Raw genomic sequence first — 1811 nt, 5'->3', positions numbered from 1 at the left:
AGGGGCTATTGTGTGAGTGCCGCAGCTTCGGTGGTGTACTTGAGCCCCGCTACATTGTCGGCGCAGGATCACTTGACCAGTGAGCTATTACGCACTCTTTCAAGGGTGGCTGCTTCTAAGCCAACCTCCTGGTTGTCTTCGCGACCCCACATCCTTTTCCACTTAGTACACGCTTAGGGACCTTAGCTGGCGATCTGGGCTGTTTCCCTCTCGACTACGAACCTTATCGCCCGCAGTCTCACTGCCACGCTCTCACTCACCGGCATTCGGAGTTTGGCTGATTTCGGTAAGCTTGTAGGCCCCCTAGACCATCCAGTAGCTCTACCTCCGGTGAGAAACACGTGACGCTGCACCTAAATGCATTTCGGGGAGAACCAGCTATCACGGAGTTTGATTGGCCTTTCACCCCTACCCACAACTCATCCCCTCAGTTTTCAACCTAAGTGGGTTCGGTCCTCCACGACGTCTTACCGTCGCTTCAACCTGGCCATGGGTAGATCACTCCGCTTCGGGTCTAGAACACGCCACTACACCACAAACGTGGATACGCCCTATTCGGACTCGCTTTCGCTACGGCTACCCCACACGGGTTAACCTCGCGACATGCCACTAACTCGCAGGCTCATTCTTCAAAAGGCACGCCATCACCAGCCATGACAAGTCATGCACCGGCTTTGACGGATTGTAAGCGCACGGTTTCAGGTACTATTTCACTCCCCTCCCGGGGTACTTTTCACCTTTCCCTCACGGTACTAGTCCGCTATCGGTCACCAGGGAGTATTCAGGCTTATCGGGTGGTCCCGACAGATTCACAGCAGATTTCACGGGCCCGCTGCTACTTGGGTATCCACAACGACAGTTGCAATGTTTTCGTCTACGGGACTCTCACCCTCTACGACAGGCCGTTCCAGACCACTTCGACTAACACCACAATTTCTCACTGTCGGCCGATCCGGCAGAATCGACAATGCAAACCCCACAACCCTCCATACGCAACCCCTGCCGGGTATCACACGCACAAAGTTTGGCCTCATCCGCTTTCGCTCGCCACTACTCACGGAATCACTATTGTTTTCTCTTCCTGTGGGTACTGAGATGTTTCACTTCCCCACGTTCCCTCCACACACCCTATATATTCAGATGCGGGTAACACGACATCACTCGTGCTGGGTTTCCCCATTCGGACACCCTCGGATCACAGCTCGGTTGACAGCTCCCCGAGGCTTATCGCAGCCTCCTACGTCCTTCATCGGCTCCTGGTGCCAAGGCATCCACCGTACGCTCTTCATTACTTACAACAAAGATGCTCGCGTCCACTGTGCAATTCTCAAACAACACACACAACCCAGACTCACAGCAGCACCAGCCACTTCCCGAAAGAAATGCGGTATGACCACCATCTGAATTCTGTATATGTCTTGCCTAGAAAGAAACATGCTTTCGCGTGTTCTCTCAGGACCCAACAGTGCATCGATATAACTCGTTCGTGACTCCGGCATGGCCGGCGACGCGATGAACGAATTGGTTGTCAGTGTTCCACCCGTGAGCACCGCAGCCCTACATGTGAGGACTAAACGGTTTCTGTCGTGGGATCGTCTGCTGACTGTTCAGCAGTGCATCCGCACGAAGAGGCTCCTTAGAAAGGAGGTGATCCAGCCGCACCTTCCGGTACGGCTACCTTGTTACGACTTCGTCCCAATCGCCGATCCCACCTTCGACGGCTCCCTCCCCGTAAGGGGTTAGGCCACCGGCTTCGGGTGTTACCGACTTTCATGACGTGACGGGCGGTGTGTACAAGGCCCGGGAACGTA

2 rRNA genes (both cut by a window edge) are annotated in these 1811 nt (G+C 54.7%); both read right to left on the bottom strand.

What is annotated here, in order from left to right:
• Positions 1-1298 (bottom strand): 23S ribosomal RNA (locus JLZ96_RS00010); it reaches 1488 nt to the left of the window's first position.
• Positions 1299-1640: 342 nt separating this feature from the next.
• Positions 1641-1811: ribosomal RNA gene (locus JLZ96_RS00005) — 16S ribosomal RNA — on the bottom strand (it continues 1525 nt past the right edge of the window).
• Together the 16S and 23S rRNA genes form the textbook arrangement of a ribosomal RNA operon.

The sequence above is a fragment of the Rhodococcus sp. NKCM2511 genome (genome assembly GCF_014905595.1).
In the GTDB taxonomy this organism is placed as follows: domain Bacteria; phylum Actinomycetota; class Actinomycetes; order Mycobacteriales; family Mycobacteriaceae; genus Rhodococcoides; species Rhodococcoides fascians.
This window is presented reverse-complemented; position numbering and strand designations above follow the sequence as displayed.